Raw genomic sequence first — 6,586 nt, forward strand, 5'->3', positions numbered from 1 at the left:
GTCAGAAGCCCTCGTTGCGCATCGTCGCCGCGACGCTGAAGCCAAAATTGCCGTTGGGGAAGAACGGCTTGACCAGCGGCGTGAGAAGCGGCCAGATGCAGTTGATCTGCAGCACCACGATGTCGCCGGGATTGCCGAACATGCCGGTGCTGTAACTCGTTTGCGTGTTGTAGGTCTGGCTCGCGCCGTTGATGGTGATCACGTAACTCGGCGAGACGAGCGAATAGAGACCCATTGAACTGTTCTTGATCTCCTGCACGACAGCCAGATAACGCTGCTGGTTGGTCGCGTTCGGGTCGAGATTGGTCTGCCCCGTTACCGAATAACGCGCGCCTTCCCTCACCGCGTATTGCATGGTCAGATTGACCCACAGGGCGATGCCGAGATCCATGGCGATGCACAGCAGCAGAAACAGCAGCGGCGCGACCAACGCGAACTCGACCGTGGCAACGCCGCGCTGCTTGCGCGCGGGTCGGCGCTTGCCTGCGCGCGCCTCTGCGCAAAAGGTGGACTTCCGCTGAGCGACTTTCATTTCGTCTCCTTGTCCAACACCGGCACGGCCTTGCCGCCGAGCTCCGTGCGACGTTCGGCGTGCACGCGCAGCGGCCAGCAGAACGCTTCCAGCAGCGAGCGAGGTTGTGCGCCGCCGTCGAGACCGGTGGCCGGCCACTCCTCTTTGGCCGGCACCCACTGCGTGTCGAACAGGTGATCCCACAGCGGCAGCAGCTGCGTGAAGTTATGGTCGAAATGCTCGGTGCGGTTCGAATGATGCAGGCGGTGATATTGCGGATTGTTGACCCACGTGATGTAGCGGCCGAGGTCCACGCGCAGGTTCATATGCGCGAAGTAATTGCCGAACATGAACACGATCGAAGTCGAGGCGACGATCCACGGTTCGACCTTGAACAGCACGCCGACGAGCGGATAGAGCAGACCGCCCCTGATGAGCGATTCGATCCAGTGGTGCCGCCACGTGACCGTGATATTGAATTCGACCGCGCTATGGTGCAGCGAATGCAGTTTCCACAGCACGGGCCACGTATGCTGCAGGCGGTGAAACGCATACTCGAGCACGTCGATGGTCAACAGCACGATCACGAACGAAGCCAACGCGCCCAACCCGTGCGAGTTCAGAACCACCAGGCCGCCGCCGAGCGCATTCACGATCGCGATACTCGCCGCCGCCGTCAACGGCTTCAGCGCTTCCACGATCGCCAGATACACGCCCGCGTAGGCCACGTTGAAACGCTGGCCGGCGCGCGATTGCAACATCGCGGCGGGCCAGCGCCGTTCCAGCGCCGCGCCAGCGGCCATCATCACCAGTCCGAGCGCGTACAGGCGAAGCCACAGGCTCGCGTGTTGCAGGAGGTCAGGAAACGGGCTGGATGCGAACATGTGATTCCCCGGTGAATGCCTGGCGCTCAACCGCCCGTCATGCTGCTGATGGCCGGGAACAGCTGGCGCACGATCTGGATCGCCGACGGACCGATCAGTACTGTCAGCAGCGTCGGAAAGATAAAGAACATCAGCGGAAACAGGAGCTTCAAGGCGATCTTGGCAGCCTGTTCTTCCGCGCGCAAGCGTCGCTTGGTGCGCAGGTTGTCGGTATAAACACGGAGCGAGTCGCCCACGCTGGTGCCGAAGCGGTCAGCCTGAATCAGCATCGCGGCGAGCGTGTCGATATCTTCCACGCCGGTGCGCAACGACAGGTTGCGCAAGGCCTTGTCGCGCCCCGAGCCGGCGCGCAGTTCCAGCAGCACCATGTCGAGCTCGTCTTTGAGCGCGTGGCTCTTCACGCCGATTTCCTGGGTGACGCGCATCATCGCCGCGTCGAGGCCGAGACCCGCTTCCACGCATACGGTCATCAGATCGAGCGCGTCGGGCAAATCTTCGAACAGCTTACGTTGACGGCTTTCCACGAGGCGCGTCATCACGAGATTCGGCAGATAGAAACCGAGCGCCGAGGCGGATAGCACCGTCAGCAGCAGATAGATGCGCTCGTCGGCTTCGAAGGCATTGCCGAAAAAGATCAGCGCGACGGCCGGCAGCGCGAGCGCCAGCACCGTCTTGGTGGCGAAATAGACCGCCGGCGCGGACGGCGTGCGGATGCCCGCGTTCGCGAAGCGCAGACGCAGCGCCGACTTGTCCCAGTCCTCTTTCGGCAGCGACAGTTTGGCGACCCGCTCGGACATCTTCGTGACGGTTTCGACCCAGCTCTTCTGCGCGCCGGCCTCGGCTTCACTGGGCGCGCCCGGCTGTCCGAGCTCCTCGATGCGCCGTTGCACCGGGTCGGGGCGCAGCAGCGACATCGCCTTCAGCGCCGCGCCGAACACGATCAGGAACATCACCCCCAGCAGCACGATCTGTTCTATTTTCATGGTCTGCGGGCCGGGCCCGCGCTCCTCGTGTCGAAACCGGTCGTCTAGATGTGGATGCGCACGACTTTGCGCATCCACAAGATGCCGAACAGCATCATCGTGATCGCCACGCCGGCGAGCTGCACGCCAGCCGGGTCCTTCCAGAACACGCTGATGTAACCCGGATTGAGCAACGTCAGCAATCCCAGAAGCGCGAACGGCAATATGGCGAGCACCCACGCCGACAAGCGTCCTTCCGCGGACAGCACTCGCACCTTGCCGAGCAGCTTGAGCCGCTCGCGAATGATGCCGCTGATGCTACCGAGAATCTCCGCCAGATTGCCGCCCGCCTCACGCTGGATCAGCACGGCGATCACGAAGTAGCGCAGGTCCTCGACCGGCACGCGGCTCACCATGTTCAGGAGGGCGTCGTTCATCGAAACGCCGTAGTTGATCTCGTCGAACACCAGCGCGAATTCGCCGCCGAGCGGTTCGGGCAGCTCCTGGCCGACCATGCCGAGCGCGGCCGGAAAGGAGTGGCCGGCGCGCAGTGCGCGGGCGATCAGATCGGCTGCGTCGGGCAACTGGCGCTCGAGTTGCCGCACGCGTTTGGTGCGCTTGCGGCGCAGAACCATGGTCGGCAGCAGGCTGGCCACTGCGGCGAACACACTCAATACCAGCGCGGGCGCGTGCAGCAGGAAGCCGGCAAAGGCGCCGGCGACCGCGCACAGCAACGTGTAAGTGATGAAGCGCGCCACCGACCACTTCAGCCCGGACTGCTGCAACTGCCGGTCGAGCGCATGCACACGCGGCATGCGCAGTAGCAGGTTCGTGACGAACGGCGACTCGCTCAGCATGCGCTGCTTGAGGATCGAGAGCTGTTGGCTGCTCACGTTGCCACCCGCGGAAAGCGCGCGAATGCGCTCGTCCATGCGTTTGACGTCCTTGCCGTGATGGCTGCTCCAGAACAGATAGACGGCCTCGATGGCCAGCACGACCGCGAGAAACGCGAGCACCGCAAAGCCGATAAACGACGTGTTCATGTCCCTCTCCTCAAACCCGTTGCGCGTTCATACTTCGAAACGCCGTGCCGGATCGAACATCTGGTCCGGCAGCACGATGCCGAAGCCCGCCAGCCGCTCGCAGAATTTCGGCCGCACGCCGCTCGCGCAAAAATAGCCTTTGATCATGCCGTTTTCGTCGACGCCGGTGCGCTTGAACGTGAAGATCTCCTGCATGTTGATGATGTCGCCTTCCATGCCGGTGATTTCCTGAATGCTCATCAGCTTGCGGCGCCCGTCGGTCAGACGCGAGGCCTGTACCACCACCGTGATCGCCGAAGCGATCTGCTGACGGATCGCCTTGATCGGCATCGGCAGACCCGCCATGCCGACCATGTTCTCGAGACGCGTGAGCGCGTCACGCGGCGTGTTCGCGTGCAGCGTCGCCATCGAGCCTTCGTGGCCGGTGTTCATGGCGTGCAGCATGTCGAGCGCTTCGGCGCCGCGCACTTCGCCGAGCACGATACGGTCGGGGCGCATCCGCAGCGCGTTGCGCACCAGCGAGCGCTGCGAGATTTCGCCCTTGCCTTCGATATTCGGCGGCCGTGTTTCGAGCCGCAGCACGTGCTGCTGGCGCATCTGCAATTCGGCCGCGTCTTCGATCGTCACGACCCGCTCGTCCTCGGGAATGAAGCCGGAGAGCAGATTGAGCAGCGTGGTTTTGCCGCTGCCCGTGCCGCCGGAAATCAGCACGTTCAGCTTCGACTTGATCAGCGCTTCGAGCAGTTGCGCCATCGCGGGCGTGAAGCTTTGGTTGTTCACCATGTCGGTGACCGTGAGCGGATTCACCGCGAAGCGGCGAATCGACACCAGCGGGCCGTCGATCGCGGACGGCGGAATGATCGCGTTGACACGCGAGCCGTCAGGCAGGCGCGCGTCGACCATCGGCGTGGATTCGTCGATCCGGCGGCCCACGCGCGAGACGATGCGCTCGATGATCTTCATCAGATGCGCGTCGTCGTAGAAGGTCACGTCAGTGTGTTCGAGGCGGCCGCGCCGTTCCACATACACGTGCTGCGACGTATTCACCAGAATGTCGGAGATGGTCGGGTCGTTGAGCAGCGGTTCGAGCGGGCCGAGGCCGACCATTTCGTCGTGCACGTCCTGGGCAAGACGGCGGCGCTCGAGTTCGTTCATCGGGATTTTGTCTTCATCGACGATCCGCTCCACCAGTTGCGCCAGTTCGCGCTTGATCTGCTCGGGCGACAAGCGTTGCAGCTTGTCGAGCTCCACCCGGTCGATAATCGCCTGATGAATGTTCATCTTGAGCTGCTGATACGCGCGCCGCGCCGCGAGACTGTCGGCGGCCGCGCCGGCTGCCGCCGTCGCGGAACTGGCGCTGTCGAACGACAGGGTGCCGCTTTGGATCATCAACTGTTCGCGCAATGACATGGTGCTCTCCGCATTCTTTTCGATGGCAACCGGGCTTGATCGGATTCAGGCGGCTCAGTGTCCGGGCTTCAACTGCGGCGGCGAATTCGGCCGGCTGGCGAACAGACGCCCGAGCACGCTCTTGCGCTCCGCAACCGGCAACGGCCACAGCAACGCGGCCAGTTGCGAGATGCCCTGGGCGAGCGCGCCGCCCTTCGCGCCGGTGACGAGCGGCACGCCGTGGTTCAACGCCTCGGTGGCCTGCTTCTCATCGCGCGGCAAGTGATGCGCGACTTTCGCGCCGAACGTTTCTTCGAGCGTCGCAAGGTTGATGCGCGCGTTCTTGTCGTACTGGTTGACGATCACTTTCACCTTGCTCGCCGGATAGCCGAGTTCCTTGAAAATGTCGAGCATGCGGCGGCCCGCATGCAGGTACAGAATGTTCTGCCGCACCACCATGCAGATCGAGTCGCTGTGATCGAGCGCGTGGATTGCGAGCGGATTGATGTTCTGGCCGACGTCGATCAGCACCGCGTCGTATTGCTCGCGCACCAGCGTGAGAATCCGTTCGAGATGCGCGGCGCGCAATTCGCCCGATTTGACCGGATCGCCCGCGCCGGCCAGCACGTCGAGATTCGCGTGCACGTGCATCACGCAAGATTCAAAGAAAGCGGCGTCGAGCCGGTCGATCTGCGAGCACAGGTCCGCGAGCGTAGCAGGCGGCGCTTTGTCGGCGACCAGCAGGCTCGCGTCGGCGAATTGCTGGTTCAGGTCGATCAACAGCACGCGCTTGTCGCGCAAGGCGGCCAGCGCGTAAGCGAGATTCACGGCGATCAGGGTGGTGCCGCTGCCGCCCTTGCAGGACGTGAACGACACCACGCGGCCGTCGCGGCGCACGCCGGCGTGTTTCTTCGCCGAGACGTGGGCGAGCGCGTCGGCGATCTCGCGGTCGTCGAGCGGCCAGGACAGCACGTGCCGCACGCCGACGCGCATCGCCGCCATCAGCAGCGTGGTCGACGGCGCCGGGGTCACCAGCATGCAATGCAGATGCGGGAGGTGGGACAGCACCTCCTCGACGCCGCTCAGCTCGCGCGGCGTCAGGTCGGCGTCGTCGACGATCAGCAGATCGGCGCTCTTGATCGCCGCGGCGTGCACGCGCAACTGCTTCGCGGTACCGTGCAGCGTACGCAGACGAAACGCGATGCCGCTTGCTTCGAGACGCGCCGCGATCTGCGGCGCGCGCTCGGCGCTGGACGAAATCAGAAGGGTGTCGATCATGGTAAGTCTCCGCTGGCGCTAAACCGAGCCGCCTGGTTGTGTCGCTTCAATACCCGTTCGATGAGCCGACGCCGATCGTAAAGGCATTGGTCGGCGGGGGCGGCGCGGTGAACGATTTGGCGTAGCTCTTCTGCGCCGCGGCGGCCGCCGTGCCGTCGATACCCGCAACCGGATCGTTATTGGCCGAGGCATTGGGATTGAGCGTCTGCATTTCCTTGATCTGGTTGACCGAGTCGCCGAACGTCGCGTCCCAGTGCGGCGTCGAGCTCAGGCAGCCGGCGAGCGCGGCGCTCAAGCCGGCGCACAGCGCCGTGCGGATCAGTGTCTTGGTGTTTGTCATGTCGATCTCCGGTAGGCCGCGCGTTACTGCGAGGCGTGTGAGTCGCTGGTTTCCGGCGCGGCCGGGATCACAGCCACGGACGCAGCCGCGCTCGGTGCGGGTGCGGGAACCGGCACGGGCGCGGGGGGCCCGGGGCGGGGGGGGGCGCCGGGGGGGGGCGGGGGGGGGGGGGGGGGCCC

General features: G+C 64.4%; 7 protein-coding genes. All 7 read right to left on the reverse strand.

From position 1 onward, the window contains the following. Nucleotide 1 precedes the first annotated feature (1 nt). From P0D80_RS44740 to P0D80_RS44770, 7 genes are read right to left on the reverse strand one after another with little or no spacing between them, the layout of a single operon-like run. Nucleotides 2-532, reverse strand: coding sequence for a TadE/TadG family type IV pilus assembly protein (locus P0D80_RS44740; protein ID WP_408182799.1), 531 nt, complete (start codon nucleotides 530-532; stop codon nucleotides 2-4). Continuing rightward, nucleotides 529-1,395: a sterol desaturase family protein gene (locus tag P0D80_RS44745; protein ID WP_408182800.1), complete on the reverse strand. Its 867-nt coding sequence runs from the start codon at nucleotides 1,393-1,395 to the stop codon at nucleotides 529-531. The genes P0D80_RS44740 and P0D80_RS44745 overlap by 4 nt, the downstream gene beginning before the upstream one ends. Nucleotides 1,396-1,421: 26 nt before the next feature. Continuing rightward, on the reverse strand, nucleotides 1,422-2,378 hold the full coding sequence (locus tag P0D80_RS44750) for a type II secretion system F family protein (protein ID WP_408182802.1): 957 nt from the start codon (nucleotides 2,376-2,378) through the stop codon (nucleotides 1,422-1,424). A 44-nt stretch (nucleotides 2,379-2,422) separates the two neighbouring features. Then, a complete protein-coding gene (locus P0D80_RS44755; RefSeq protein WP_408182803.1) occupies nucleotides 2,423-3,400 on the reverse strand; it encodes a type II secretion system F family protein in 978 nt (325 codons plus the stop codon). Nucleotides 3,401-3,427: 27 nt separating this feature from the next. Then, the gene (locus P0D80_RS44760; protein ID WP_408182805.1) at nucleotides 3,428-4,810 is read right to left on the reverse strand and encodes a TadA family conjugal transfer-associated ATPase; all 1,383 of its coding nucleotides are present in this window, start codon (nucleotides 4,808-4,810) and stop codon (nucleotides 3,428-3,430) included. A 54-nt stretch (nucleotides 4,811-4,864) separates the two neighbouring features. Beyond that, nucleotides 4,865-6,067: a CpaE/TadZ family protein gene (locus P0D80_RS44765; RefSeq protein ID WP_408182807.1), complete on the reverse strand. Its 1,203-nt coding sequence runs from the start codon at nucleotides 6,065-6,067 to the stop codon at nucleotides 4,865-4,867. Between the two features lie 46 nt (nucleotides 6,068-6,113). Next, the gene (locus tag P0D80_RS44770) at nucleotides 6,114-6,407 is read right to left on the reverse strand and encodes a hypothetical protein (protein ID WP_132377623.1); all 294 of its coding nucleotides are present in this window, start codon (nucleotides 6,405-6,407) and stop codon (nucleotides 6,114-6,116) included. Between the last annotated feature and the right edge of the window lie 179 nt (nucleotides 6,408-6,586).

The sequence above is a fragment of the Paraburkholderia sp. RL17-373-BIF-A genome (genome assembly GCF_046030175.1).
GTDB lineage: Bacteria > Pseudomonadota > Gammaproteobacteria > Burkholderiales > Burkholderiaceae > Paraburkholderia.

What these genes read in the sequence shown, in the direction of transcription:
- P0D80_RS44740 (WP_408182799.1), bottom strand. Translation starts at nt 532, where the DNA reads ATGAAAGTCGCTCAGCGGAAGTCCACCTTTTGCGCAGAGGCGCGCGCA.
- P0D80_RS44745 (WP_408182800.1), bottom strand. Translation starts at nt 1,395, where the DNA reads ATGTTCGCATCCAGCCCGTTTCCTGACCTCCTGCAACACGCGAGCCTG.
- P0D80_RS44750 (WP_408182802.1), bottom strand. Translation starts at nt 2,378, where the DNA reads ATGAAAATAGAACAGATCGTGCTGCTGGGGGTGATGTTCCTGATCGTG.
- P0D80_RS44755 (WP_408182803.1), bottom strand. Translation starts at nt 3,400, where the DNA reads ATGAACACGTCGTTTATCGGCTTTGCGGTGCTCGCGTTTCTCGCGGTC.
- P0D80_RS44760 (WP_408182805.1), bottom strand. Translation starts at nt 4,810, where the DNA reads ATGTCATTGCGCGAACAGTTGATGATCCAAAGCGGCACCCTGTCGTTC.
- P0D80_RS44765 (WP_408182807.1), bottom strand. Translation starts at nt 6,067, where the DNA reads ATGATCGACACCCTTCTGATTTCGTCCAGCGCCGAGCGCGCGCCGCAG.
- P0D80_RS44770 (WP_132377623.1), bottom strand. Translation starts at nt 6,407, where the DNA reads ATGACAAACACCAAGACACTGATCCGCACGGCGCTGTGCGCCGGCTTG.